At 68.0% G+C, this 24,102-nt stretch carries 21 protein-coding genes and 1 pseudogene; 6 read left to right on the forward strand and 16 right to left on the reverse strand.

Annotated features, from left to right (window positions below; genetic code table 11):
- Positions 1–277: 277 nt before the first annotated feature.
- From IEY89_RS19905 to IEY89_RS19915, 3 genes are read right to left on the reverse strand one after another with little or no spacing between them, the layout of a single operon-like run.
- Complete coding sequence (locus IEY89_RS19905) at positions 278–475, reverse strand: hypothetical protein (RefSeq protein WP_086747616.1); 198 nt, start codon at positions 473–475, stop codon at positions 278–280.
- Positions 472–1,776, reverse strand: coding sequence for an FtsK/SpoIIIE domain-containing protein (locus IEY89_RS19910; RefSeq protein WP_189148790.1), 1,305 nt, complete (start codon positions 1,774–1,776; stop codon positions 472–474). The genes IEY89_RS19905 and IEY89_RS19910 overlap by 4 nt, the downstream gene beginning before the upstream one ends.
- Positions 1,773–2,114, reverse strand: coding sequence for an SCO3933 family regulatory protein (locus IEY89_RS19915; protein WP_189148791.1), 342 nt, complete (start codon positions 2,112–2,114; stop codon positions 1,773–1,775). Before IEY89_RS19915 ends, IEY89_RS19910 begins: the two co-directional genes overlap by 4 nt.
- Positions 2,115–2,277: 163 nt before the next feature.
- On the opposite strand from IEY89_RS19915, the gene IEY89_RS19920 reads away from it, so the two are divergent.
- Positions 2,278–3,057 carry a GntR family transcriptional regulator gene (locus IEY89_RS19920; protein WP_189148792.1) on the forward strand — a complete coding sequence of 260 codons (780 nt, stop codon included), beginning with the start codon at positions 2,278–2,280 and terminating at the stop codon, positions 3,055–3,057.
- A 407-nt stretch (positions 3,058–3,464) separates the two neighbouring features.
- Here IEY89_RS19920 and IEY89_RS19925 read toward each other — a convergent pair whose 3' ends face one another.
- The gene (locus tag IEY89_RS19925; RefSeq protein ID WP_189148793.1) at positions 3,465–3,755 is read right to left on the reverse strand and encodes a hypothetical protein; all 291 of its coding nucleotides are present in this window, start codon (positions 3,753–3,755) and stop codon (positions 3,465–3,467) included.
- Between the two features lie 324 nt (positions 3,756–4,079).
- Positions 4,080–4,643, reverse strand: coding sequence for an ATP-binding protein (locus IEY89_RS19930; RefSeq protein WP_189148794.1), 564 nt, complete (start codon positions 4,641–4,643; stop codon positions 4,080–4,082).
- A gap of 169 nt (positions 4,644–4,812) precedes the next feature.
- Between IEY89_RS19930 and IEY89_RS19935 the strand changes: the two genes are divergently transcribed.
- Entirely contained in the window at positions 4,813–6,165 is a 1,353-nt protein-coding gene (locus IEY89_RS19935) for an NsdA family TPR-like regulatory protein (RefSeq protein WP_189148795.1), read from the forward strand.
- Positions 6,166–6,196: 31 nt separating this feature from the next.
- Here the strand turns inward: IEY89_RS19935 and IEY89_RS19940 are convergent, their stop codons facing one another.
- On the reverse strand, positions 6,197–8,620 hold the full coding sequence (locus IEY89_RS19940) for a restriction endonuclease (protein WP_189148796.1): 2,424 nt from the start codon (positions 8,618–8,620) through the stop codon (positions 6,197–6,199).
- A gap of 289 nt (positions 8,621–8,909) precedes the next feature.
- Between IEY89_RS19940 and IEY89_RS19945 the strand changes: the two are divergent.
- A pseudogene (locus tag IEY89_RS19945) lies at positions 8,910–9,607 on the forward strand (SIR2 family NAD-dependent protein deacylase).
- A gap of 133 nt (positions 9,608–9,740) precedes the next feature.
- Here the strand turns inward: IEY89_RS19945 and IEY89_RS19950 are convergent.
- The 3 genes from IEY89_RS19950 to IEY89_RS19960 all read right to left on the reverse strand — a co-directional run bounded on the left by IEY89_RS19950 (position 9,741) and on the right by IEY89_RS19960 (position 13,895).
- Positions 9,741–10,223, reverse strand: a complete 483-nt coding sequence (locus tag IEY89_RS19950) for a methylated-DNA--[protein]-cysteine S-methyltransferase (protein ID WP_189148797.1) — start codon at positions 10,221–10,223, stop codon at positions 9,741–9,743.
- A 17-nt stretch (positions 10,224–10,240) separates the two neighbouring features.
- Positions 10,241–11,761: an AlkA N-terminal domain-containing protein gene (locus IEY89_RS19955; RefSeq protein ID WP_308437451.1), complete on the reverse strand. Its 1,521-nt coding sequence runs from the start codon at positions 11,759–11,761 to the stop codon at positions 10,241–10,243.
- A gap of 103 nt (positions 11,762–11,864) precedes the next feature.
- Positions 11,865–13,895, reverse strand: a complete 2,031-nt coding sequence (locus IEY89_RS19960) for a heavy metal translocating P-type ATPase (RefSeq protein WP_189148798.1) — start codon at positions 13,893–13,895, stop codon at positions 11,865–11,867.
- 34 nt (positions 13,896–13,929) lie between these two features.
- Here IEY89_RS19960 and IEY89_RS19965 point away from each other — a divergent pair, with 34 nt between their 5' ends.
- The gene (locus tag IEY89_RS19965; RefSeq protein WP_189148799.1) at positions 13,930–14,316 is read left to right on the forward strand and encodes an ArsR/SmtB family transcription factor; all 387 of its coding nucleotides are present in this window, start codon (positions 13,930–13,932) and stop codon (positions 14,314–14,316) included.
- Positions 14,317–14,506: 190 nt separating this feature from the next.
- On the opposite strand, the gene IEY89_RS41685 is transcribed toward IEY89_RS19965, so the two are convergent.
- The 3 genes from IEY89_RS41685 to IEY89_RS19980 form a co-directional block, all read right to left on the reverse strand.
- Complete coding sequence (locus tag IEY89_RS41685; RefSeq protein ID WP_189148800.1) at positions 14,507–14,734, reverse strand: hypothetical protein; 228 nt, start codon at positions 14,732–14,734, stop codon at positions 14,507–14,509.
- Positions 14,735–14,940: 206 nt separating this feature from the next.
- Entirely contained in the window at positions 14,941–15,453 is a 513-nt protein-coding gene (locus tag IEY89_RS19975) for an O-acetyl-ADP-ribose deacetylase (protein WP_189148801.1), read from the reverse strand.
- Positions 15,450–16,859 carry a phytoene desaturase family protein gene (locus IEY89_RS19980; protein WP_189148843.1) on the reverse strand — a complete coding sequence of 470 codons (1,410 nt, stop codon included), beginning with the start codon at positions 16,857–16,859 and terminating at the stop codon, positions 15,450–15,452. The genes IEY89_RS19975 and IEY89_RS19980 overlap by 4 nt, the downstream gene beginning before the upstream one ends.
- A gap of 96 nt (positions 16,860–16,955) precedes the next feature.
- Here IEY89_RS19980 and IEY89_RS19985 point away from each other — a divergent pair, with 96 nt between their 5' ends.
- Positions 16,956–17,618: a hypothetical protein gene (locus IEY89_RS19985; RefSeq protein WP_189148802.1), complete on the forward strand. Its 663-nt coding sequence runs from the start codon at positions 16,956–16,958 to the stop codon at positions 17,616–17,618.
- Here the strand turns inward: IEY89_RS19985 and IEY89_RS19990 are convergent.
- Together IEY89_RS19990 and IEY89_RS19995 are read right to left on the reverse strand one after the other, a co-directional pair.
- Complete coding sequence (locus IEY89_RS19990) at positions 17,554–18,399, reverse strand: inositol monophosphatase family protein (RefSeq protein WP_189148803.1); 846 nt, start codon at positions 18,397–18,399, stop codon at positions 17,554–17,556. The genes IEY89_RS19985 and IEY89_RS19990 overlap by 65 nt on opposite strands.
- Positions 18,400–18,485: 86 nt before the next feature.
- Positions 18,486–20,321, reverse strand: coding sequence for a gamma-glutamyltransferase family protein (locus IEY89_RS19995; RefSeq protein ID WP_189148804.1), 1,836 nt, complete (start codon positions 20,319–20,321; stop codon positions 18,486–18,488).
- Positions 20,322–20,686: 365 nt separating this feature from the next.
- Here IEY89_RS19995 and IEY89_RS20000 point away from each other — a divergent pair, with 365 nt between their 5' ends.
- Positions 20,687–21,346 (forward strand): hypothetical protein, encoded by a 660-nt coding sequence (locus tag IEY89_RS20000; protein WP_189148805.1) that lies wholly within the window; start codon positions 20,687–20,689, stop codon positions 21,344–21,346.
- A 31-nt stretch (positions 21,347–21,377) separates the two neighbouring features.
- On the opposite strand, the gene IEY89_RS20005 is transcribed toward IEY89_RS20000, so the two are convergent.
- Both IEY89_RS20005 and IEY89_RS20010 read right to left on the reverse strand, forming a co-directional pair.
- Complete coding sequence (locus tag IEY89_RS20005) at positions 21,378–22,922, reverse strand: NCS1 family nucleobase:cation symporter-1 (RefSeq protein WP_189148806.1); 1,545 nt, start codon at positions 22,920–22,922, stop codon at positions 21,378–21,380.
- A gap of 160 nt (positions 22,923–23,082) precedes the next feature.
- On the reverse strand, positions 23,083–24,102 hold the full coding sequence (locus tag IEY89_RS20010) for a TIGR03842 family LLM class F420-dependent oxidoreductase (protein ID WP_189148807.1): 1,020 nt from the start codon (positions 24,100–24,102) through the stop codon (positions 23,083–23,085).

Here is a 24,102-nt window from a genome sequence, read left to right on the forward strand (position 1 = left end):
GCCTGTCAGCCGGGTTGATGGGTTGCCTGGTGATGGTGGTGACCTTCCGGGGTGAGCCGCCGCAGCGGCACGGATGGGGGCGGATGGTGCGGTGTGGGTCATGGGGATCACTCCTGGCGTGGTCGGGCGGGTGGTGGGTTCAGCGGATGGTTCCGGTGCCCCGGCAGACGCGGCAGCGGCGCAATCGTCCGGTCCAGGTCTTGCGTGCTCCGTCGCCCTTGCAGACGGTGCATCTCACGCGGCGCATAGGCATGGCGTACGTCCCTTTCTGCTGTGTCTAGAAGTGGGAGAAGCCGCTGAGGACCCAGGTGACGAAGCCGTTGATGGTGAGGCTGACGGGGGTCTGGCCGAGGTAGAGGCCGAACAGGGCGATGCAGACGGCTTCCCAGGCGCGGACGTCGCGGGAGCGGACGAGGAGGAAGGTGATGATCCCGAAGACCACGACGAGGGACACGGCGGCACCTGTGCTGATCATTGGGAGTCTCCTTCGAGAGCGGCGAGCGCGCGGGTGACGGTGGGCAGTTCGGGCACCAGGCCCGCGTGCTTACGGGTGACCGCGACGGCCTCTTGGGTGAGGGTGAGATGGGAGCGGGCGCGGTTCCAGCCGCCGTCCGGTCCGGTGCACACGGCCACGCCCTGTTCCTGAGCGGTGATCGACTGAGCGATGGCCACGGCGTCCTTGTTGAGGTCGCCGAGGATCATTTCTGCGGTGCCGGGGTCGTTGGCCCGGTGGCAGATGCGTCCGCCGAGTTGAGCGCGCAGTGCGGTAACACCGGGGCCGAGGTCGGAGCCAACGCGTTGCCCGGCCACCACCAGGTGTATGCCGAGGGCGGCCCCGAGTTGCGCCAGGCGGAGCAGGAGGGTGGAGCACTGTTCGGCTTCTGCTTTGCTCTCGCGTCTGCCGTCGGACAGGTACAGTTCCGCGATCTCGTCGACGATCACGACGACCGGTACGGGCCGGAACCTGACGGGCAGTTCCCAGATTGAGCGGGCCCCGGCCGTCCGGCAGACGCTCATCCGGTCCTGCATCTCGACCACCAGCGCGGCGAGCACCGCGACCGCCTCACGACGGGAGGTCGCCAGTGCGCTGAGCCGGTCGGTGAACAGGCCCAGTTCCATGCCGCCTTTGCAGTCGATGCCGACCAGGGCGACGTTCTGTGGGGCGAGTTGGGTGATCAGCCTGGCCAGCAGGGTGGACTTGCCGGAGCGGGTGGCCCCGGCGATCAGCCAGTGCGGCACCACCAGGAGATCCATCACCCACGCGCCCCCGTTTTCCAGCACCCCGATGAGGGCCGAGAGCAGTGCTGGCGGGGCGGTGGCGAGGCCGGGGCGTTGCAGCGGATCGGTGGCCGTTGCCGTCAGCAGCGCCAGTCCTCGTTCCGGGGAGGTGACCCGTACGGCGTGGACCTTCCAGGCATGGACGAGGGCATCGGCCGCCTTGAGGTACATGGCGGGGGTCTGGCCCGCGTGCAGCCGCACGATCACGGTCAGCCCGGCACGCGTCGGACGGGGGAACGAGAGTTTCGGTGTCACCGGGCGCAGCGGATCGCCCTTGACGACCAGGTCACCGAGGAGCCCGCGCGGCGGACGGCGGGACACGGCAAGGTCGGTGAGCATCGCGATCTTGCGCCAGGTGAACACCACCCGCCACGCAGCGGCCGGGTATCCGGCGAGGTACCAGTGCCAGACCGGGCGATGCCGCCGCAGCAGATCACCGCCGCCCAGCACCCACATCAGCACGGTCAGCCCGAGGGCGAGGGCGAGCAGGCCGGTCATGACGCACCACCGGCCTTTAAGGCGCCGGAGATGGGGGTGATGGCGTCGGCGCGGAAGCTGACGCCGTGGCGGTCGCCCATCGCCCACATGAACGCGGTCAGCCCGGTGACCTTGAGGATCATGCCTTCCTCGACGCCCTTGGGTTCGCCGGTGACGGCGATCTCGATGACGGAGATGCGCCGCCGGTCCTGCCGCACGGTGACGGCGACGGTGTAGACGGGGTTGCCGTCCCGGTCCTTCTTGACCTCCTGCGTTTCCTGGTTGCTGATCTTTGCTTCGGGGGCGATGGCGCAGCGCAGTACGCCGAGCCGCCCGGTGTCCACGGGAATGGACTGCATGTCGTTGGCCTCCTTGGCCGATGGGACGCCTGACATATTCAGACGTCACTTGTCCTTACGAGTGATGACTATGAAGTGCTGTACGACAGGGACGCAAGTACTTATGCTGACGAGTGATGTCGCGCGTGCGACGTGACTACGACCTGAACCCGGAGATGCCGCCATGTCGGAGATCCAGCGCCCCGGAGCCCTCTACCAGCAGGTGGCCGCCGCCATCCGGGAAGCCATCCTCTCGGGCGAGTTCGAGCCTGATGCCCTGCTGCCGTCCGAGGCCCAGCTCATGGCCCGCTACGGCGTATCCCGCCCCACCGTCCGCAACGCGATTGCCGCCCTGCGAGCGGAAGGCCTCATCGACGTCCGCCACGGCAAAGGCAGCTACGTCCGCACCAGCCAACAGCCTGCCCTCACCCTCGAACGCCGCATCACCTGCACCACCGACGGCACGTTCGTGATGCCCAACGGCGACGCGTGGGATGAGGCCGAACAGCCGAGCACCTACCGCACCCGCACCACGACGGGCACCGGCCGACTCCTCCAACTCGGCGCAGAAGAAGCCCTGTTCGGATGCGACCGTCTCCTGATCGACCCCAGCTCCGGGACGCGAGCCATGCACCGCACACTGATCCCCTTCACGACCGCCGAAGGCATCCCGTTGCTCACCGAGGAGCCGTCCACGCGACCGGCCGAGATCTACGGGCTGCTCACCCAGGACGGACAGAAGCTGACGTGGTCCGAGACGGTCCGCGCCCGCATGCCACTGCCCGACGAGCGGACCACTCTCCGCCTGCCGGACGCGACCCCGGTCCTGCACCTGGCCCGCGTCACGCACGGCACCGACGGCCGCTCGCTGATCCTCGAAGAGCTGCGCACCGGGGCGGACCGCGCCGAACTCGCCTACCGGATCACCGCCGACAAACAGCCCACCCGACGCACCCGCGCCTGAGCGCCAACGGCCATCGGTCGAAACAGCCTTCACTTCCTCAAGGGCGCGCCTGCGGCGCGCCGGGGCACCCGGCCGCCCCGGCCGGGCGTGCGGCGTGGCCGCCGATCCCGTCCGGACGCCAGACGCCCCACACCGCAGCACGCCACGGGAGTTGAGGCGTCGACCGGCCATGGTGGGCCGGGGCGTGGTGGGCTGGGGGTCGACGGCCTCCGAGACTTTAGGCAGCCACCATGGGGCGAGCCTCGAAGAACAGGGGGCCGATCGGGCTATTGCGGGCAGCTCCAAGGACTGCCCGATCCGCTGGCGAGCGTAAGGCCCCCTGTTCACTCGCCCCATGGCAGCTCCCGCCCAAAGTCCCTGCGGCCGGCGACATGCCCACCCGCGCCACTCACCAGCGAGAACGCTCCTCATGCCACACCGTCGCCAGGGTGCGACTCCAGGAACCCGGCAAGCCGCTCCACCGCATCCGGCCAGCCGGAAACCCGGACCACTCCGCGCCCGTCCTCATTCGTCGAGGCAACGGCCCGCACCTCCGACAGCTCGAACCCGGCACCGAGGAACGCCCGGTTCAAACGGTCAGCAGACTCCCGCGCAACCCGCCACGCCGCCACGTAGTCGACGCCAGGCACCCAGAGCCCGAAGTCCGCATCGGAGTCGTCGATGCCGTCGCTCAGCCAGTTCTCGCCAGCGCCAGTCATTGTGTCCACCTCTGTCCTGGTCCAGGTAACTGATCGTCAACTCTCTTTGGTCCAGGGCGGATGCACAGCACAACGACCCCGGTACCATCAGGCACCGGGGGTCGCTGTACTCCCTTCCGGACCACCCCAGTTGCTTCCAGGCGCGGGGGTGGTCCGGTCTTGCGTTTTCGGTTGTGAGGCGCGGCCCCTTGCTACTCGGGTGGGGAACCCGATGGCCCAAGCCAAGAGGCCGCGCCCCATACGCCGGAGGGACGACCCTCCAGCCCCCGGACCGTCACCCGCTCCCGAGAGAGCAACGAGGACGTGACGGCCCGAAGATCACCACTACGGCTTACCCCTGGCGCCGTCGGCAAGGTCGAGGCGGGCCCACACGGTCTTCCCGCCCTTGTCTTCCGGCGTCCACCAGACCGAGGCGGCCAGCCGCTGAACGATCAGCAGCCCCCGCCCGCTGTCGGGTAGCACAGCCTCAGACAGTTCGCCCGCGAGTTCCGGGGAGAACGGCTCACCCAAAGGGAGCAACGGCGGGGACGAGTCCTCATCGGCGACGCCGATGAACAGCCACTTCGGCCACAACTTGAACGCCACATCGATACGACGAACTCCGCCGGGCCTGGAAAAGCAGCGCTCCGGCACAGCATGGTTGATCACGTTCCCAACCAGCTCCGACACGATCAGCCGGGCATCGTCCACGACGTCATGGGCCCCGGTGCTCTCAAGGAACGCACCCGTCATGTCACGCGCGAGGCGCGCGGTGTTGCCGAATTCGGCGAAGAGCGTGAGCGTCAGGTAGCGCCCACCGTCGGACAGATTCGGCGAGACGAACCAGTGAGCGAACGCATCTAGCTCACTCGCCACGTGCTCACGCTTTCGAGCTTGCTTCGCGGTCATGACACAAAGTCACCGTCTCCGGTCACGTCCGCCGAGGCTCTCCCGGCGGGGTGGACCGAGGATGCATCCCCTGTACCGGCTGTCGCTCCCCCCTCTTGGGGACCCCCCTCGTGGGTACACTCGCGAGACGAGAGAAGACACGTCTGGTCAATCACGATGGGGAAGTGAGATGACCGAAGCAGCACCGACACCGGCAGCTCTGCCGCCGCACGTGCTGGAACGCGCGGACGTACGGTCGGCAGTCGCGAACCACGACTTCGGCGAAGTCTTCAGACTCGCCCGTCTGCACGGAAAGATCAGCTACGCCAAGATCGCTGAAGCCGTCGGCTACAAGCGCGAGCACATCGGCCTCATGGCCCGGCCGGAGACCGACGGCAAGGGCGTACGCCCACGGATCACCCAGCACCGCAAGATCCTCGAAGTGGTGGACGGGCTACGCATCCCCGGCCCTCTCGCAGGACTCGCCCCACGCCCCTGGGAGCTGGCACGCAGCGCCAGCATCGCCGTGCCGCAGGATCCAAGCACCTTGATCACAGAGGGTGGTGCAGGACTCTGGGACATCGCCGAACTGCTACGGCGCACGGAGATGTCCAGCATCAACAGCGCGGCCCTGGAGTCGATCGAGCAGGGCATTGATCAACTGGCCCGCGCCTATCCGTACGCCGACGCGGACTACCTGCACGAGCGCACCCGCAACGGCTTGCAGTACGTCACCAAGCAGCTCGAAGGCCGGATGACCCTGCGCCAGCACCGGGAACTCCTCGTCGACGCAGGATGGCTCTTCCTGCTGAACGCATGCGTGCAGTACGACCGAGGCCAGCGCGAGGCCGCCAACCTCAGCAAGGCCGCCGCCCTGCGGATCGGCGACGAGGCCGGACACGGCGAGATCAAGGCATGGGCATTCGAGATCGAAGCCTGGTTCGCCCTCACCCAAAGCCGCTGGACGGACATGCTTGAAGCCGTAGAAGCCGGGCACATCGCCGACCAAACGCACTCCGTCGGCGTCCAGCTGTACGCCCACAAAGCCCGCGCCGCCGCACGCATGGGAGACGCCCGACTAGTCCGTGACTCCCTGGACGCCGGACGCGCCCGCCTGGACCGACTCCCCCGCCCGGATCACCCCGAGCACCACTTCATAATCGACCCGGATAAGTGGGACTTCTACGAGATGGACGCCTACCGCCTCCTCGGAGACGACGAACGCGCCGCCACCCACGCCCGATCGGTGATCCGGATCAGTACGGGTCCTGACGGCACCGAGATCTCCCCCATGCGCGCCGCAGAGGCCCGACTCACACTCGGAGTTGCTGCCGCACGTACCGGAGAGATCGACGAAGCCATAGGTTTGGGCACAGCCGCGCTCGAAGCCGACCGGAAGTCCCTGCCGTCCCTACTTTTAGTCGCTGACGAGCTGGATAAGGAACTCCGTTCACGGTATCCACGCGAGGTCGCCGCACGCGACTTCCACGAACGGATCATGACCATGAAGCGAGGCGCAGCCCAGCCCGAGCTTCCGTTCTGAGCTGAATTTTCCCGGTCCGTTACATCTATCGCTAGCCGTCTGTACTGCTCTCACCCCAGCGAAGTGTCTCAAAGATTTCATCAACACTTCGCTTGTCCGAGGCCTCATTGAGAACATCACGCAATGACGAATTTTGGCTCGAACTACCTTGGTAGTACTCCTCAAAGTGTCTGTCGTGCTCGTCGTCGAACTGTTCGCGTACCTCGTCAAGCAGCGGAGTGCGAATTTCGTATGGAATTCCGAGAGTATGGCCAGCTGAAGCAACCTCCTCAATGGCATTTTCGCATTCCGAGCCGCTTGCTGCTTCCTCGGATTTCACCCTATCCCAATCCTTCACAAAAGCTAGAAATTCATCCCGAAGGGCATTCTTCTTTTCCTCTAGCTCTGCGAACAAAGGGAATCCTTCCAGGGTTAGAAGTCTCCATGCTTCATCGTATTCGTCAGGAGTACTCATATCGGATGTGATCACTTCGTATGCTTGATCTCGCAACCTGACAAGTTGCGCCACCCGTGCTCCACTGCGCATCAAGAGCGACAGGATACTCCGCGTAGCGTAGGTGTCGATAGGAAATGTTTCAGGATCCGCTTGCACTCTGCGTTCGAGTCGTTCGATTATTTGTTCGATTTCCTGATTAGTTAGCAGCGAAAAGTTTGAATCCGAGTGCATTTTGAGAATACTGGCGTCCCGTGATGCCGCATAAAAGCGCTTGCGCCGAACGGTCAGGTTCACTATCTGTGTCCCTGGAATTTGGCAAGAATTGCGGCTCATTGTCCGATGGAGGGCGGCAGCCAATCCCCTGGGGCTCAATATAGGGATGACTCGTTCGGACGTCAGATTAATCTGTTCTTCAATTTTGTGGGCGTGGTAACTCTTGGCGAAGAGTCCCAGATGCCACTGCCAAATCGTTTCGAGCTGTTCAAAGAATTGACAGCCTTCGATGATAGGTGTCAGCTCTCTTGGGTTTAGCACTAGGCTCCGGCAGATGTAGTCGTTAAATGACGGGTTACTGAACCGGACCAATGTTGCGAGAGATTCTCCAAGTTCATCATCGGCAACAATTTTCCGCTGCATAGTGGTTACGAAAGTCCCTTGGAGACGCTTGAGTGCGGAGAGGACTTCTCTGGAGGTCGTGTTCCGCACGCAGCGCACGGATTCGTAACCAGCTAGAGCTTCCTGAAGGTCGTCCTGCAGCACATCTGTTGGAAATGTTGCCAGAACTAGCAGCAAGTTGCGCTCTGACTCTGATAGCTGATACTCGAAGATAATATTCCAGAGATGCTCGGGGTCTTCCAGTCCCGAATGGGCGTATTCAGCGAATGTCTGTCCCGGGGAAGAACTGTCCTCGTAGGTGGCGGTAATGAGTTCGATCAATCTAGGGCTGTAATTTCGGTGATTTACCAGTTTCCTATATAGCTGACCCTCGATGACCGATTGGCGGGCCACGAGGGAGAGTTTCGAGAAATATATGTGGTTATACAAGATTAGCGCCCGTTGGCCCGGGGTGTAATGATCGAGCTTAAGGATAAACCTATCGTCGTTGACCGCAGAAATCCTACGCAACGGCTCATAGACTTGAGCTGCCTGTCGAAGAATGTATTCTCGTGTCGTCAGAACGAATCGTTTTGAGGGATCTCGCTTCATTCGCTGGATGATTTGAGCAAGCCTGCCATCCTCATTCTTATTCAGTTTGTCGGTGAGTGAGTTTTGCCCTAGGAAGTCGTCGTAGAAGAAAATCTGTTTCTCGTTGGGGCGCCAGACTTTATCGATATCAGATACGTCTTCCGATGCAACGTAGGCCTGCCATCCTTCTGCAATGTGATGCAGGATTAGCATCTCCGCCAGAGTTGTCTTACCGATCCCCGGCTCCCCGGATATGACACACACGTGATGCCCTTCAAGCATTTCCAGAGAAATCGGGAAAGCCTCGGTGTGGACATACTTGTGCGCCTGATTCAATGCGTGATCAATTAGCCCTGAGCTTCGTTGATAAATCGCTGAGTGGAGCAGCATTTGCAGTGTAGCGGTAGAAGTGATCCACAACTTAAAATTTTTCTGCTCTACGGATGGGTGCCGACGTAGAAGGTTCTCGATGTCGTCAACTCCCCAAATTTCCGGCTCTTTGAGGTTTACACCCTTAAATATTTTGGTTATTTCAATCTTATTGGCTCGCGTTAGCGACCCAGTGGTAACCAGCATGTATGTGGCAGTGAACCTTCCAGAGACTTTTTTCGCCTCCCTTTCGAGTTGCCCCTTTATCTCAGAGAATCGCTTTCCTGGAGTGTGCTTGCACTGCACTATCAACTGTTCCGATCCGTCCCGGTGCAGCCTCACATCTACGCCACCGTCACGCCCAGGTGGGAAGGTCTCTAGGCGTAGGCCCAGTTCGGCTTGTAGGAGGTCTCTGACGAGCAGCTCGAAGTCGTAAGGTGAAAGGTCCGCATAGTTCCTAGCCACGCCTCCATGATGCATCGTCATGGCTGCTTGGATGACCAGTTCGGCCGTACCACCAGCAACTGTCTTGAGGTCTGTGAACGAGGCTTGACATGGATCAAGCAGTCGTTCCCCATCTCCTCACGTCCGCTGGGCCCTACCTCGGGCCATGACCGGACGAGCTCCACCGGACGGCCGGTGTTGCCAGGCGAGAATGATGATGGCTTGATCCATGTCATCCTGTCCCGCCCTCCGCGCTCGAACGGTCAAGGCTTGAGCCGTCGTTGGCCAGCTCGCAGTGTTACATCCACCGATGCCTTGCGATTCCGGGATCCCTGACTACCGCGGCCCCAACGGCCTGTGGCGGCGCGATCCCGAGGCCGAGAAGCTCGTGACGTACGACTACTACATGAGCGATCCCGAGATCCGGCGCCGTTCCTGGCAGATGCGGCGCCAGAACCGGACCCTTCAGGCCGAGCCCAACGCCGCGCACCTGGCCGTGGCCGAGCTGGAGCGGGCCGGGGTGCCCGTGCGGGTGATCACACAGAACGTCGACGGGCTGCACCAGCTCGCCGGGATGCCGGCCCGCAAGGTGCTCGAACTGCACGGCACCGCACGGGAGTTCGTGTGCACCGGGTGCTCCGCGCGCGGGCCCATGGAGGACGCCCTCGCCAGGGTCGAGGCGGGCGAGGACGATCCGCCGTGTCTGACGGCGGCGGGATTCTCAAGTCGGCGACGGTGATGTTCGGTCAGCGCCTCGACCCGGTCGTCCTCGGCGACGCCCTCGCCATCACCAAGGCCTGCCAGGTGTTCATCGCCGTCGGAAGCAGCCTCCAGGTCCAGCCCGCCGCCGGGCTCGTCGGTGTCGCCGCCGACCACGGCGCCCGGCTCGTCATCGTCAACGCCGAGCCGACCCCGTACGACGACCGGGCCGACGAGGTGGTTCGGGACCCGATCGGCACGGCCCTGCCCCAACTGCTGCGCGGGCTGAGGGAGTCCGGGCCGGCCTAGGCGCGTGGAGCGCACGGCGGCGGGGGCGTTGCGAGTCCCCCGCCGTCATGGCCGTGGAACCCGTGGAACGGCTGCTGAGCGCCATCGTCCATCGCCCCTCAGGGCGCGCGGAGGAAGGTGAGGAGGGAGGGGGCTAGAAGAGCGCAGGCCCCCGTTCGAAGTCCAGCAGCCGCTGCTTGCGCTCCAGGCCGCCCCCGTACCCGGTGAGGCTGCCGTCGGCGCCGACCACCCGGTGGCAGGGCACGATGATGCCGACCGGGTTCTTGCCGTTGGCGAGGCCCACGGCACGGGAGGCCTTCGGATTGCCGAGGGCTTCGGCGAGTTCGCCGTACGAGCGGGTCTCGCCGTACGGGATACGGGCCAGCTGTTCCCATACCCTGCGCTGGAAGTCGGTTCCGGGTAGGCGGAGTTCAAGGGTGAACTCCTTCAACTGGCCCTGGAAATAGGCGTCCAGCTGATCGACCGCTTCCCCGAAGGGTGTGTCGTCGCGTGCGCCGAAGATCTCCTCGGGCGGACGGTGACGCTGGTCGACCATGTAGAGGCCGCAGAGGACTCCGTCGTCGGCCACGAGGGTGAGGGGGCCGTACGGGCTGTCGATGACCGTGTGCTGCTTCACTGCTGTTCCTGACGTCCTTATACGGGGAGGAAGTTGATCGGATGGCTGTCCGTCGCCCACAGATACTGAACCGCGTACGCCCGCCACGGCCGCCAGGCCGCCGCGCGTGCGGTCAGCGCGGCCGGTGTCGACGGGAGGCCCAACTCCTGGGCCGCGCGACGGATTCCGAGGTCCGTGGGAAGAAACGCGTCGGGGTCGCCGAGGGCACGCATCGCGATGACGTCGACCGTCCAGGGGCCGAAGCCAGGGAGGGCGAGGAGTCGGGCGCGGGCCTCGGGCCAGTCACTCTCCACGCCCAAGTGGAGTGTGCCGTCCGCCAGTTGATCGACGAGGTTGGTGAAAGTGGTCCGCCGGGTGCGGGGCATGGCCAAGGACTCCGGGTCGAGAGCGGCCAGCGCCTGTGGAGTCGGGAAAAGGTGGGTGAGTCCGCCCTCCGGGTCGTCGACCGGATCGCCGTACGCCGTGACGAGACGGGCCGCGTGGGTACGGGCGGCGGCCGTGGAGACCTGTTGCCCGAGCACCGCCCGTACGGCGAACTCCGCCTCGTCGACCGTGCGCGGGACACGCCGCCCCGGGGCCTTCGCGACGAGGGGCGCAAGCACCGGATCCGTACGCAACTGCTCGTCGACCGCGACCGGATCGGCGTCCAGGTCGAGCATCCGGCGGCACCGGCTGATGGCGACGGGCAGGTCGCGCAGGTCGCCGAGGGTGAGGCGGCACGCGATGTGGTCGGGTTTCGGGGTGAGGGCGGCGATGCCGTGCGCGTACGGGAGGCGCAGGGTCCGGCGGTAGGCGCCGTCGCGCCATTCCTCCACGCCGGGTACGGCGGTCGCGGCCAGGTGGCCGAAGAGGTTGTCGGGGTTGAGCGGGGCTCGGAAGGGGAGCCGGAGGTTCAGCGCGGCCGGGGCGCCGACGGCCGCGCCCACCGTGCTCGTCCCGCTCGGACGCGCATCGGTGCGTGCTTTCGGGAGACGGTCGCGGAGTGCGCTCGGGGAGAGGGCGAAGACCTCGCGGACGGTGTCGTTGAAGGTGCGGATCGAGGAGAAGCCGGCCGCGAAGGCGATCTCCGTCATGGGCAGCGCGGTCGTCTCGACAAGGAGTCGCGCGGTCTGGGCGCGCTGGGCGCGGGCGAGGGCGAGCGGGCCTGCGCCCAGTTCGGCGAGGAGTTGCCGTTCGATCTGGCGGGTGCTGTAGCCGAGGCGGGCGGCGAGGCCGGGGACGCCCTCGCGGTCGACGATCCCGTCGCCGATCAGCCGCATCGCTCGGGCCACGAGGTCGGCGCGCTGGTTCCACTCGGGCGAGCCGGGGCTGGTGTCGGGCCGGCACCGCTTGCAGGCCCGGAAGCCTGCCTGCTGGCAGGCCGCCGCGCTCGGGTAGAAGGTCATATTTTCGGGTTTGGGCGGCACCACCGGGCAGCTGGGCCGGCAGTAGATCCGGGTGGTCAGGACCGCCGTGAAGAACCAGCCGTCGAAGCGCGCGTCCTTGGACCGGACGGCACGTACGCAGCGTTCGGTGTCGGTGTGCATCGCGTTCCGCATACGTCCAGCATCGGCGATGACCCGGGCCGGGGCTGGCGAGAATCCGACATCAAGGTGGCGTGTCCAGGGGACTCCCGGATCACCTTCCGTCTTGGTCGAGGCCTCACCGGCTCGCCCGGCTCATCGCATCCTGCCAGGCCGTCTCCCGCAGCAGCCGAAGCCCGTTGAGGCCGACGAGCACGGTCGAGCCCTCGTGGCCCGCGACGCCGAGCGGGAGCGGCAGCGTACCGATCAGGTCCCAGGCGACCAGGCCCGCGATGAACACCCCGGCGATCACCAGGTTCTGTGCCACCAGGCGTCCGGCTCGCCGGGAGAGGGCGATCACGGCGGGGACGGTGGCGAGCTCGTCCCGCACGATCACGGCGTCCGCGGTCTCCAGCGCGAGGTCGGAACCCGCCCGGCCCATGGCCACTCCGGTGTGGGAGGCGGCCAGTGCCGGGGCGTCGTTGACACCGTCCCCGACGACCATGACCCTGCGTCCGGCCGCCTCCCACTCCCTTACCGTGTCCAGTTTCTGCTGGGGAAGCAGGCCGGCCCGCACGTCCTCGATCCCGACCTCGGCGGCCAGCCGGGCGGCGGCGCGCGGGTTGTCACCGGTCAGCAACACGGGTGCGGTGCCGGTGAGTTCGGTGAGCGCGGCGACGGTGTCGGCGGCACCGGGACGCAGCCGGTCGGCGAGACCGAGCACTCCGACCGGCACGTTGTCGGCGACGACAAGGACCGCCGTACGCCCGGACGCCTCAACTTCCTCGATCAGCAAGCGAGTTGCCGAGTCCGTCGGCACCCCGGCTCCGCCCAGCAGCCGTTCCGGCGCCCCCACCACGACCACACGCCCGTCCACGACCGCCGTCACGCCCACGCCGGGCATCGACGTGAAGTCCTCCGCCGCGGACAGCGTGAGCCCTCGTTCCCGCGCGGCCTCCAGCAGGGCCCGGGCCAGCGGGTGCTCGCTCGGATGCTCGGCCGCCGCCGCGAGCGCCAGCAGTCCGTCCTCGTCCGGTTCCCGCTCCAGGCCCGAACCCGGCAACGGTCGTACATCCGTCACCCTCGGCGTGCCCTCCGTGAGCGTGCCGGTCTTGTCGAGGGCGACGATGTCGACCTGCGCAAGACGTTCCATCACCACCGCCGACTTGACCAGCACACCGTGTCGGCCGGCGTTGGCGATGGCCGAGAGCAGGGGCGGCATGGTGGCGAGCACGACCGCACAGGGCGAGGCCACGATCATGAAGGTCATGGCGCGCAGCAGGGCGTCGGTGAGGGTCGTACCGAATGCGAGCGGTACGGCGAACACGGCGAGGGTGGCCACGACCATGCCCAGCGAGTAGCGCTGCTCGACCTTCTCGATGAACAGCTGGGTGGGCGCCTTGGTCTCGGACGCCTCCTCGACCATGCGCACGATCCGGGCGATCACCGAGTCGGAGGCGTCGCGCTCCACCCGTACGAGCAGGGCACCGGCGCCGTTGAGGGTGCCGGCGAAGACCTCGTCCCCCGGCCCCTTCGGCGCGGGCAGCGGTTCGCCGGTGATGGTCGCCTGGTCGACCTCGCTCGCGCCGTCCAGTACACGGCCGTCGGCGCCGACGCGTTCTCCGGGGCGTACGAAGATGGTGTCGCCGATAGTCAACTCGGCGACGGGTACGGTCAGTTCACCGCCCCCCGCCTCCCGCCGGGTGGCCGTGGCGGGGGCCAGGTCGAGGAGGCCGCGGACCGAGTCGGCGGTGCGCGCGGTGGCCAGTGCCTCCAGGGCACCGGAGGTCGCGAAGATGACGATCAGCAGGGCGCCGTCCATCACCTGGCCGATCGAGGCGGCACCCAGGGCGGCGACGATCATCAGCAGGTCGACATCGAGGGTCCGGTCCCGCAACGCCTTCAGGCCTTCCCAGCCGGGCTCCCAGCCACCGGTGGCGTAGGCCAGCGCGTAGAGCGGGCCCCAGAGCCAGGCGGATGTCCCGGCCAGCTGCAGGGGCAGTGCGAGCAGGAACAGGGCGGTGGCCGCGGTGGCCCAGCGGGCTTCGGGGAGCGCCAGGACGCGGGTACGGCGGCTGGGTGCGGTCGACGCGGGGGACGACGGGACGGCCGGGGCCGGGGTGAGAGTGGCAGACACCCCAGCACCATACAGGAACACATGAACACCCATTCATTCGTTCATGCGTGATGAGTAAGATACGGCTATGGGTCATGGAGCCGTCGTCACCGCGCAGGACGCCGCCGAGCGCGTACGCATCGACGCGGACAATGTCGCGAAGGTGGCCACCACACTCCAGGCCCTGTCCACACCCTCCCGCCTGCTGATCCTGGCTCGACTGCGCGAAGGCCCGCTTCCGGCGACGGAGTTGGCGGCCGAGGTGGGCATGGAGCAGTCCGCGTGCTCGCACCAGCTGCGACTGCTGCGCAACCTGGGCCTGGTCGTCGGCGAGCGGCGCGGGCGTTCCGTGGTGTACACGCTGCACGACCACCATGTCGCCGAACTTCTCGACCAGGCGGTCTACCACGTGGAGCATCTGCGGCTCGGCCTGAGCGACACGGACGCCGACGCCGAGACGGGTACCACCGATTGACTCCCGGAGTGTGCACGGCACTTGCGCGGCGGGTGCCGTCGGATGCCCGTTGCCGAATCCCGCCATTGTCTGCATTGCTCCACCGGGTGTGTTCGCGGAAACCGCGTCCGTCCAGGGACGGCCGGGCGAGAACGAGAGAGCCGGACGTGTCCGCTTCGCCATGTCGGCCAGGGTGGAGTGAGCGGGCCCGTCATCCGCCGAGCAGGGCGTTGCATGGGGCGCGGTGCGGTTTCTGCCGCCCGTGCGTGCCGACGTCGAGGCGATGGCCCGCCATCCACACGGTCGAGGTCGGCTCACCGCGGGCGATGGCCAGGGCGACCCGCTCCGACGCGCTGATCCTGGTGCTGAGCGTCCTCGCCGCCCTCGTCCTCGACCTGTCGTACGCGGTGATCATCGGCCTGGCCGTCGTCGCGGGCACCCCCGCGCTCCGGGCCATGGCCGCGCAGCCCCGCCCCCCTCGCCCCGACGTGGCCCCTGGACCGGGGCGACAGCGCCGAGACGCATGTCTGCCGGCGGAGCACACCGTCGCCCACCGCATCGACGGGCCGCCGCTCTTCGCCGCACCCACCGAACCAGCTGCCGCGTCCGCCAGGTGGACCGGTCAAGCGGGCCGAGCCCCCGCCGTCAACAGCGCACTTGCCCGGCGAACGCCTCGTACGCCTGATCGTCGAAGAGGACGAACCGCACCTCCTCGACCGCCGTCTCCGTGGCGTGCACCGTCTCCACCGCGATACGGGCCGCGTCCTCCATCGGCCACCCGAAGATGCCCGCGGAGACGGCCGGGAACGCCACCGTGCGGGCGCCGAGTTCGTCGGCCACCCTCAGTGACTCCCGGTAGCACGAGGCCAACAGTGCCGACCGGTCCTCCTCGGGGAGGAATCGGGGCCCCACCGTGTGGATCACCCAGCGCGCGTCCAGGTTTCCGGCAGTCGTGGCGACCGCCTTGCCGGTGGCCAGTCCCTTGCCGTGGTGCCCTGCGCGCAGGGCTCGGCAGGCGGCGAGGATCTCCGGACCACCCCTGCGGTGGATCGCCCCGTCGACGCCTCCCCCACCCAGGAGTGAAGAATTCGCCGCGTTGACGATCGCGTCGGCACTCTGTCGGGTGATGTCGCCCTTGACAAGCACGATGGCGGTCATGACTGCCTCAGCCTTCTCCAGACGGCCTTCGCCGCGTTGTGTCCCGACATGCCGTGGACGCCTGGGCCGGGCGGAGTGGCCGAGGAACAGATGAAGACGGCCGGGTGGGGGGTGGCGTACGGGAACAGGGAAAGCCTGGGGCGCAGCACGAGCTGGAGGCCGCTGGCCGCGCCGGACCCGATGTCGCCGCCGACGTAGTTGGCGTTGCGGGCCGCGAGTTGGGGCGGGCCTGCGGTCGCGCGGGCGAGGACCCGGTCGCGGAAGCCGGGGGCGAAGCGCTCCAGTTGGCGCTCGATGGCGTCGGTGAGGTCGCCCGTCCAGCCGTTCGGGACGTGTCCGTAGGCCCAGAAGACCTGCTTGCCCTCCGGAGCCCGGGAGGGGTCTACGAGGCTCGGCTGGACGGTGATCAGGAAGGGGGTGTCGGGTGCCCGGCCCTCGCGGGAGGCGGCGCGCAGAGCGGTGTCGATCTCGACGCTGTCCGCGCCGACCTGGACGGTGGTCGCCGTGCGGGCCTCCGGCGCCGTCCAGGGCACGGGGCCGTCCAGCGCATAGTCGATCTTGAAGACGCCCGCGCCGTAGCGATAGCGCTCGTAGTAGCCGCCGAAACCCGCGATGCGGGCCAGTGCGGTGGGTGAGGTGTCGAAGACATACGCACGCGCGGGTGGCAGGTCGTCCAGCCGCTTGACCTCGTAGTCGGTGTGGACGGTGCCGCCGAGGTCCGTCAGATACGCGGTGAGCGCGTCGGAGATCGACTGGGAACCGCCACGGGCGACCGGCCAGCCACGGGCGTGTGCCGCCAGGGCGAAGACCAGGCCGACTGCCCCGGTGGCGATCCCGCCGAGCGGGGCCATGACGTGTCCGACGAGGCCTGCGAACAGGGCTTTCGCCCGCTCGTCGCGGAAGCGGCGCATCAGCCAGGTCGAGGGCGGCAGCCCGGCCAGGCCGAAGCGGGCGAGGGTGACCGGGTCGCGGGGCAGGGAGGACAGGGGCAGGGACATGAAGTCGTGGGCCAGCGTGTCCCACCTGCTGAGGAACGGCTCGACCAGCCTGCGGTACGCGCCCGCGTCACGCGGACCGAAGGAGGCGGCCGTCTCGGCCACGGAACGGGACAGCACCGCGGCCGTGCCGTCCAGGAACGGATGTGCCATGGGCAGGTCGGCGTGCAGCCACTCCAGCCCGTACCCCGCCAGCGGCATCGCTCTGAACGCCGGGGAGTTGATACCGAGCGGATGCGCCGCCGCGCACGGGTCGTGCCGGAAGCCGGGCAGCGTCAGCTCCTCCGTTCGGGCGCCACCGCCCACGGTGTCGCGCGCCTCGAAGACGGCGACGGAGAAGCCTCGTCTGGCCAGTTCCACGGCAGCCGTCAGCCCGTTGGGCCCCGCCCCCACCACGACCACATCGAGCATCGACGGCACCTTCGGACTCCTTTGTCAGCCGACGGCCACTTCAGATCAGGATATGCCGGGACACCGACACCGCTCGGCGCGGGTAACCTCGGCCGGATGACGCGCCGTTTCCGCATCCAATCGCCCGGCGAGGACGCCGACGACACCGCCTGGTACTGGTTCGAGGTCGAGGACGACGGCTGGGTGCTGCGGCAGGCGGTGTTCGAGGCAGCACTGGAGGTACCCCGCTCGTGCGAGGCGCTCCAGAACCCCGACGGCACCACCTCCGGCGGCGCCTCGATGGCCGCCGCACAGGCCCAACTGGCCCTCGTGCGCGAGCGGTTCGGGCGCCTGGGTGTCCAGCTCTACCAGACCGTGTACGGGGCGTTCACCGAGGGCGCCGTGGAGGTGCCGCCGGAGGCGGTGGACGTGTCCGAGTCGGAGTTCGAGCGGGCGTGGTCCACGGCCCTGCGGCATCGGCACCTGAGCCACTACGTCACCGGCCCGCTGCCGGAGGGCTCCCTGGTCACCGGCATGGTGTGCGCGCTGCCGTGGGGGCCGGGCCGGACGGGTCTGTTCGTCGACATCAACCTGCCGGTGGACGCCTTCGTGGACGTCGCCTGGCTGCCCTTCGACCCCGCGGACTGGCCGACGGTGGGCACCGTGGCCGAGTTCGAGGTCGTCACCCTGCGCTTCAGCTCGGCCCGCCCGCAGATCAGGCTCCGCCCGACAGCAGCTCCACCACCCGGCGAGCCGTGGCCTCATCGCGTGCAGCGGTGAACGGCAGCACGTTGCCGCCGGTTATACGGAAGGGCTCGCCCGCGCGGGTCAGATGGGCGCCGCCGGCCTCCTCGACGAGGAGGATGCCTGCGGCGTGGTCCCAGGCGGCCTCCCAGGAGAACGCGGTGGCGTCCAGCTCGCCCCGGGCGATGGCCAGATACTCCAGGCCGGCGGAACCGCAGGCACGCGGCCGGACACCGTCCGTCCACACGCCGAGCAGGGCGCGCTTCTGTTCGTCCGTCGTGTAGTCCGGGTGGGAGGTGGCCACCCGGAGGTCACGGCCGGGCTCGGGCGCGCCCGCGTGCAGGGGTGCGCCGTCGAGGAAGGCGCCCTGTCCCCGGATGGCCGTGGCGAGCTGTTCGCGGGCCGGGGCGAACGTCCACGACGCGCGGACGACGCCGCGGTGTGCGAGCGCGACGAGCGTGCAGAAGCCGGGGTCGCCGTGGACGAACTGCCGGGTGCCGTCCACGGGGTCGACGATCCAGACGGGTGCTTCGCCCTGTATCGCCTCGTACGAAGCGGGGTTGGCGTGCACGGCCTCCTCGCCGACGACGACGGACCCGGGCAGCAGCTTGGGCAGCACCTCGGTGAGATACAGCTCGGCCTTGCGGTCGGCGTCCGTCACCAGGTCGTGCGGGCCGCTCTTCTGGTCGACCTCGTGGGCGGCTAGCTGCCGGAAACGCGGCATGATCTCCGCGGCCGCCGCCTCACGGACCGCTTCTTCGACGTCGGACGCGTACCCGGCGAGAAACTCTTCGATGGTTTCGTTTTCTTCGATCATGTCTCCATGAGAGCATGCGCCACTGACAATCCCCGCCGGGCCGGTGGACATGGGATGGAATCCGCCTGAAGACCGGGATTCGGACATCAGCGCCCGACGGCGTACCCCTGCATCCCCCGCGGATTCGCCGCCGCCGACAGGACACCCGTGTCCGGATCCCGGGCGACCGCGCACAGCCGGCCCTCGGACCAGTCGTCGCCGATCGTCACGTCGTGCCCCCGGCGGCGCAGCTCCTCGACCACCTCGCCTGCCGTGCGGGCCTCGACGGTGACGCTCCCGGGGCGCATGCCGCGCGGGTAGAAGGAACCCGGGAAGCTGTCGTTGTGCCAGTTCGGGGCATCGATCGCCCCCTGGAGGTCCAGGCCGCCGCGCACCTCGGGGCGCAGGGCCACGGCGAGGAAGAAGTGCAGCTGCCACTGGTCCTGCTGGTCCCCGCCGGGCGTACCGAACGCCAGCACCGGCACTCCGTCACGCAGCGCGACGGAAGGGGTGAGGGTGGTCCGGGGGCGGCGGCCCGGAGTGAGGGAGTTCGGCAGGCCCTCCTCCAGCCAGGCCATCTGGAGCCGGGTGCCGAGGGGGAAGCCCAGTTCGGGTACGACGGGGTTGGACTGGAGCCAGCCTCCGCTGGGCGTGGCCGCGATCATGTTGCCCCAGCGGTCGACGACATCGAGGTGGCAGGTGTCGCCCCGGGTGGAGCCGTCGGGGGTGATCTCCGGCTCGCCGGGCACGGGTGGGATGGGGAGCTTGGCGACGGTCGGCTCCCCGACCCCCAGGGGGCTGAATCCGGGTTCGTCCGTGGCCACCACGCGCGCGTGTGCGCACAGTCGCGGGGTGCGCCCGCCGGGGCTGCCGGGCCGTAGCTCGTACGAGGCCTTCTCCCCGACGAGGGCCCGCCGGTCGGCGTTGTAGGCGTCGGACAGCAGTGCGTCGAGCGGCACGTCGGCCCCGCCGGACGCGTCCCCGTACCAGGCCTCCCGGTCCGCCATGGCGAGCTTGCAGCCCTCGATCAGCAGGTGGACGTAGTCGGCGGACCCGTACGCCGGCAGCTCCGGCGGGAGGAGCGCGAGCTGCTGGAGGAGGGCCGGACCCTGACTCCAGGGGCCGGCCTTGCACAGGGTCCAGCCGCGCCAGTCGTAGGTGGCCGGGGACTCGTAGGCCGCGGACCAGGAGGCGAGGTCGGTGGCGGTCAGGGTGCCGGTGCGGTGCGTGCCGCTGGTGTCGAGGGTGGGTCGCGCGGACTGTCGCAGGAGTGCCTCGGCGATGAAGCCCGTGCGCCACACCTCCCGTGCCGCCTCGATCTGGGCGACCCGGTCCCCGGCCCCGGCGACCTCGGCGAGCAGGCGTTTCCAGGTGGCGGCCAGGGCGGGGTTGCGGAACAGCCGGCCGGGCCGGGGCGCCTGTCCGCCGGGCAGGTACACGTCCGCGGAGGAGGTCCACTCCGTCTCGAACAGTTCTCGTACGGTCTCGACGGTCGCGCCGACGTTCTCCACGGGCGCGTGCCCGTCCTCGGCGTATCCGATGGCGTACTTGAGGACGTCGGCGAGCGGCTTGGTGCCGTGGTCGCGGAGCAGGAGCATCCAGGCGTCGAAGGCACCGGGCACGGCGGCGGCGAGGGGCCCGGTGCCAGGGACGAGATCCAGACCGAGTCCCCTGTAGTGCGCGACCGTGGCCCCGGCGGGTGCGACACCCTGCCCGCACAGCACCCGCACCTCGCCGCCGACCGGGGCGAGGATGATCGGCACCTCACCGGCGGGCCCGTTGAGGTGCGGTTCGACGACGTGCAGGACGAAGCCCGCGGCGACGGCGGCGTCGTACGCGTTGCCGCCGTCCTCCAGGACGGCCATCGCCGACTGCGAGGCAAGCCAGTGCGTGGAGGACACCATCCCGAAGGTGCCCTGGAGCGTGGGTCGGGTGGTGAACACGGGCGACTCCCTCACTGCGGCACACGATCCGATGATCGTACGTACCCCTCACCGCGTCGCCGGTACACCGCCCGCGTCGGCTCACCTCTCACCCTTGGTCTCCGACCTCTCACTCGGCCGGTACCGTCGTCCACTTCGCCATCTATGGGAATTTCGTCTTGTTCCATGTCACTAAAAGTGAATTGAGCACTATGGGCGCCGATTTGCGCATTCCGACGGACAGTACGGGCGGCCGGCCATGGGTGGCAGTCATCGCACCGCCACGGAGCGAGTTCTTACTTCCGCCCCCACAGGCAGTCATGTGACACTGGCGTCCCGTCCGGAGTGCGGACCCCCTCCGCACCGTCCCCCACGAGAAGTGCGCCTTGAGCCTTCCTCTGCCGCTCGCACTCACCGCCCGCCTGGCGCCCGTCGCCGTGCTCGCCACAGCCGGCTGGGCGCTGTCCTCGGGCCCGCTCACCACGGCGCCCACCGACAATCAGAAGGCGGCCACCACGGGCGCGTCCGCATCACCCACCGCACCCTCGACCTCGGCGGCCACGAAGACCTTCACCGCCGCGCCCGCACCCTGCTCGGCCATCAACCCGGGGACGGTCAAGTCCCTTGTCCCGGGCGCCAAGGCGGCCGGCAAGGAGATCCCGTCGACGGACACGGATGCGCGCCGCACCTGCTCCTGGAACGCGCTCAAGGGGTACGACTACCGCTGGCTCGACGTGTCGTTCGAGCTGTCCGACACGGACGCGGCGGCGGAGAAGACGTACAAGGACCGCCTGACGGAGAAGAGCGGCGGCGGGGAGGTGCCGGGCCTCGGGGACGCCGCCTACTCCGTCGTGAACCTGACCACCGAGGACAAGCAGCAGACCCGCGAGGGTGTGGTCCTGGTCCGCGCGTCGAACGCGCTGGTGGTGATCACGTACAACGGCAGCGACTTCGAGTCGAAGAAGGCACCCAGCACGGATGTGATCAACAAGGGCGCCATCAAGGCCGCCCGGGACGCGGTGGCAGCCCTGGAGGGCAGCCGGTAGAACCGGCCGCCCTCCGGGGCGAGTCACAGGGTCATACCGTGGTCGTCTCCTTCACCTCGTCCCGCCCCTTCCCGGTCGCCAGCATCAGCGCCAGGTAGAGCACCATCGACGTGCCCAGGCCCACGGCCCAGCCGTAGTCCGCCAGTGAGGACAGTGCCGGGATGGGCCGCCCGTCGACCAGCGGCGCGAAATTGGCACCGCCGACGGCCAGCACGCCGCCGACCAGGAAGGCGACGACCGCCCGCCAGTTCCAGCCGTTGTCGTACCAGTAGCGTCCGCCCGCCCGGTACAGGTCGGCGAGGTCGAGCTTGCCTCGGCGCAGGATCCAGTAGTCGGCGATGAGGATGCCGGCGACCGTGCCGAGGAGCCCGCCGACCAGGCCGAGCCAGGTGAAGATGTAGCCCTGCGGGTCGGAGTACAGCTTCCACGGGAAGATCAGGACGCCGAGTACACAGGTGGCGAGCGCGCCGGCCCGGAAGCTGATCTTCCGGGGCGCGATGTTGGAGAAGTCGAAGGCCGGGGAGACCAGGTTGGCCGCGACGTTCACGGACAGGGTCGCCACCAGCACGGTGACCAGGGCGAACAGCAGCCCGAAGACGTTGTCGGTCTTGGCGGCGAGCTGTACCGGGTCCCAGATGGCCTCGCCGTACACGGCCTGCGACCCCGAGGTGACCATGACGGACAGGAACGCGAACAGGGTCATCGTGGTCGGCAGGCCGAGCGCCTGCCCCCACGTCTGGGCCTTCTGGCTCTTGCCGTAGCGGGTGAAGTCCGGGATGTTCAGGGACAGCGTGGACCAGAAGCCGATCATGCCCATGAGGGCGGGCGCGAAGATCTTCCAGAAGTCCGCGCCGTAGCCCAGCTTGGAGGGCTGGTCGAGCAGCGGACCGAAGCCGCCGGCCTTGTCTGCCATCCACCACAGCATCGCGCCGGCGCCGACGAGCACGAAGGGCGCGGCCCAGTTCTCGAAGCGGCGGATCGTCTCCATGCCCCGGTAGATGATGGCGACCTGGATCGCCCAGAAGATGGCGAAGGACAGCCACATGGTCCAGGCGTAGCCGCCGATCTTCCCGGCGTCGCTCCAGCCGTTGCCGATCAGCTTCCCGGCGAGGAAGTAGATCGCCTCGCCGCCGATCCAGGTCTGGATGCCGAACCAGCCGCACGCCACCAACGCCCGTACGACAGCGGGGAGGTTGGCGCCGCGCACCCCGAAGGACGCGCGGGCGAAGACCGGGAAGGGGATGCCGTACTTGGGCCCTGCGTGCCCGGTGAGGAGCATCGGGACCAGCACGATCACGTTCGCCAGGGCGATCGTGAGCACGGCCTGCTTCCAGTCCATGCCCACGGCGATCAGACCCGAAGCGAGGGTCCAGGAGGCCGTGTTGTGGGCCATGCCCACCCAGAGAGCCGAGAAGTTGTACGTGTTCCAGGTGCGCTTCTCGACCGGAACCGGCAGCAGGTCCTCGTTGGCGTACGGCCCGCTGGGAACGGGCGCGTCGGGGGAGATCTCCACCCGGCCGTCGGGGAGGGTGAGTTGGGAGGACGGCGGTATGGCCGTGGGAGCGGTGTCGGTCATGGGCAGGCCAATCAATGAGATGGGTCGGGAAAGGCCGTGCGGGCGGCGCGTTGGGGGACGCGCACAGGACACCCGGAGGTGTCCTGACCCTCCCCCCGGCAACCTGAACGCCGGGGAGAGGGAGATGGTGGGGACGTAACACAGCAGCCTGCGTACGTCGTCAGGCGTTGACGGCCGGGATCACCGTCGACCCGTAGGCGTCGATGACGGCTTCCTGGGCGTCGTGCATGTCGTAGACGGCGAACTGGTCGACGCCGAGCTCACGCAGCTTGTTGAGCTTCTCGATGTGCATCGCGGGGGTACCGATGACACAGAACCGGTCGACGATCTCGTCGGGCACGAACTGGGTGTCGGGGTTGTCGGCCCGTCCGTGGTGGGAGTAGTCGTAGCCCTCGCGGGCCTTGATGTAGTCGGTGAGTTCCTCGGGTACGGCGGCGGAGTGCTCGCCGTACTTCGACACGAGGTCGGCGACGTGGTTGCCGACCATCCCCCCGAACCAGCGGCACTGGTCGCGGGCGTGGGCGAGCGCCTCGGGCGAGTCGTCCTCGGTGATGTACGCGGGGGCGGCGACGCAGATCTTCACCTCGGACGGGTCACGTCCGGCGGCGACAGCGGCGTCCTTGACCGTCTTGACCATGTACTCGGTCAGATAGAGGTCGGAGAGCTGGAGGATGAACCCGTCGGCCTCCTCACCGGTCATCTTGAGCGCCTTGGGGCCGTACGCGGCCATCCAGACGGGGAGTTCGGCGCCCGGCTTCACCCACGGGAACTTGATCACCGTACCGCCTAGGTCGGCCTCGTCGCCCCGGCCCAGCGAGCGGATGACCTTCATCGCGCCGCTGATCCGGGCCAGGGTGTTGGGCGTACGGCCGGCGACGCGCATCGCGGAGTCGCCGCGGCCGATGCCGCACACCGTGCGGTTGCCGAACATGTCGTTGAGGGTGGCGAAGGTGGAGGCGGTGACCTCCCAGGTACGGGTGCCCGGGTTGGTGACCATCGGTCCGACCGTCAACTTCTCGGTGCTGGAAAGGATCTGACTGTAGATCACGAACGGTTCCTGCCACAGCACGGCGGAGTCGAAGGTCCAGCCGTACGTGAAGCCGTTGCCCTCGGCGCGCTGCATCAGCTCGATGACACGCGAGGCCGGCGGGTCGGTCTGCAGGACGAGGCCGAAGTCCAT

This window comes from Streptomyces lacrimifluminis, from assembly GCF_014646095.1.
In the GTDB taxonomy this organism is placed as follows: domain Bacteria; phylum Actinomycetota; class Actinomycetes; order Streptomycetales; family Streptomycetaceae; genus Streptomyces; species Streptomyces lacrimifluminis.

What these genes read in the sequence shown, in the direction of transcription:
- IEY89_RS19905 (WP_086747616.1), bottom strand. Translation starts at nt 475, where the DNA reads ATGATCAGCACAGGTGCCGCCGTGTCCCTCGTCGTGGTCTTCGGGATC.
- IEY89_RS19910 (WP_189148790.1), bottom strand. Translation starts at nt 1,776, where the DNA reads ATGACCGGCCTGCTCGCCCTCGCCCTCGGGCTGACCGTGCTGATGTGG.
- IEY89_RS19915 (WP_189148791.1), bottom strand. Translation starts at nt 2,114, where the DNA reads ATGCAGTCCATTCCCGTGGACACCGGGCGGCTCGGCGTACTGCGCTGC.
- IEY89_RS19920 (WP_189148792.1), top strand. Translation starts at nt 2,278, where the DNA reads ATGTCGGAGATCCAGCGCCCCGGAGCCCTCTACCAGCAGGTGGCCGCC.
- IEY89_RS19925 (WP_189148793.1), bottom strand. Translation starts at nt 3,755, where the DNA reads ATGACTGGCGCTGGCGAGAACTGGCTGAGCGACGGCATCGACGACTCC.
- IEY89_RS19930 (WP_189148794.1), bottom strand. Translation starts at nt 4,643, where the DNA reads ATGACCGCGAAGCAAGCTCGAAAGCGTGAGCACGTGGCGAGTGAGCTA.
- IEY89_RS19935 (WP_189148795.1), top strand. Translation starts at nt 4,813, where the DNA reads ATGACCGAAGCAGCACCGACACCGGCAGCTCTGCCGCCGCACGTGCTG.
- IEY89_RS19955 (WP_308437451.1), bottom strand. Translation starts at nt 11,761, where the DNA reads ATGCGGAACGCGATGCACACCGACACCGAACGCTGCGTACGTGCCGTC.
- IEY89_RS19960 (WP_189148798.1), bottom strand. Translation starts at nt 13,895, where the DNA reads ATGGGTGTTCATGTGTTCCTGTATGGTGCTGGGGTGTCTGCCACTCTC.
- IEY89_RS19965 (WP_189148799.1), top strand. Translation starts at nt 13,930, where the DNA reads ATGGGTCATGGAGCCGTCGTCACCGCGCAGGACGCCGCCGAGCGCGTA.
- IEY89_RS19975 (WP_189148801.1), bottom strand. Translation starts at nt 15,453, where the DNA reads ATGACCGCCATCGTGCTTGTCAAGGGCGACATCACCCGACAGAGTGCC.
- IEY89_RS19980 (WP_189148843.1), bottom strand. Translation starts at nt 16,859, where the DNA reads ATGCTCGATGTGGTCGTGGTGGGGGCGGGGCCCAACGGGCTGACGGCT.
- IEY89_RS19985 (WP_189148802.1), top strand. Translation starts at nt 16,956, where the DNA reads ATGACGCGCCGTTTCCGCATCCAATCGCCCGGCGAGGACGCCGACGAC.
- IEY89_RS19990 (WP_189148803.1), bottom strand. Translation starts at nt 18,399, where the DNA reads ATGATCGAAGAAAACGAAACCATCGAAGAGTTTCTCGCCGGGTACGCG.
- IEY89_RS20005 (WP_189148806.1), bottom strand. Translation starts at nt 22,922, where the DNA reads ATGACCGACACCGCTCCCACGGCCATACCGCCGTCCTCCCAACTCACC.
- IEY89_RS20010 (WP_189148807.1), bottom strand. Translation starts at nt 24,102, where the DNA reads ATGGACTTCGGCCTCGTCCTGCAGACCGACCCGCCGGCCTCGCGTGTC.